The sequence below is a fragment of the Streptomyces sp. NPDC038280 genome (genome assembly GCF_055600045.1).
The window spans coordinates 1-1008 of record NZ_JBVJYZ010000048.1; the positions used below are offsets into that span (position 1 = coordinate 1).

Here is a 1008-nt window from a genome sequence, read left to right on the forward strand (position 1 = left end):
CTAGGACTTGTCCGGTCGATCACGTTCGGAGCCAGATGGTGAGGGCTGCGGCAGTTGCGGTGCCGAGGTAGACGTAACGGCGCTTGTCGTAGCGAGTGGCCACCGCCCGGTGCTGCTTCAGTCGGTTGATGGCCCGCTCGACGGTGTTGCGTTTCTTGTACCGCTCTTCGTCGAAGCCGGGTGGCCGTCCGCCGCGTGAGCCTTTGCGCAGGCGGGCGGCCTGACTGTCGGTCTTCTCCGGGATCGTGTGCCGGATGCCCCGGCGTCGCAGGTACTCGCGGCAGGGGCCGTTGCTGTAGGCCTTGTCGGCCGCGACACTGTCCGGCTTCTTCCGGGGCCTGCCCGGGGCGGACTTCGGGACACGGATCTTCTCGAGCACCGGTTTGAACTGAGTGCAGTCGGCCCGCTGGCCTGGGGTGACGATCAGGGACAGCGGGCGGCAGCAGCCGTCCGCGCTCAGGTGGAGTTTGGTGGTGAACCCGCCGCGCGAGCGGCCCAGGCCCTCACCTCCCGCACCACCTCCACCAGGCGGGCGCGCAGGCTCTGCCACGCGGTTTCGCCCTGGTGTTCTGGAACTTCGTCCCCCTTTGAGGCGGGTGCCGGCGGCGGGTCGGTGCGGGCGCCGGCCGCGTGCTGATGAGCCCGCACGATGGTGGAGTCGACCGAGATGTCCCAATCGATCTCACCCGCCACCTCGGCGGCGGCCTGGACCTGCTGGAGCAGACGTTCCCAGGTCCCGTCACCCGACCACAGTCGGTGCCGTTCGTAGACGGTCTTCCACGGGCCGAACCGTTCGGGCAGGTCACGCCACTGAACGCCGGTCCGGACCCGGTGCAGAATCCCGTCGATCACCTGCCGGTGATCACGCCACCTGCCACAACGCCTGTTGCTGACCGGCAGGAACGGCCGCAGCCGTTCCCACTCAGCATCACTCAGATCACCCCGCCCCATGTCCACATCAACGACCTGGACACGAAGTAGTCACATGATCGACCGGACAAGTCCTAG

1 protein-coding gene is annotated in these 1008 nt (G+C 67.8%); it reads right to left on the reverse strand.

Annotated features, from left to right (window positions below):
- Positions 1-19: 19 nt before the first annotated feature.
- A protein-coding gene (locus ACZ7J0_RS33745) for an IS5 family transposase (RefSeq protein ID WP_470893903.1) occupies positions 20-951 on the reverse strand; the annotation gives its coding sequence in 2 pieces (ribosomal slippage) (positions 20-571 and positions 574-951; 930 coding nt in all).
- Positions 952-1008 lie beyond the last annotated feature (57 nt).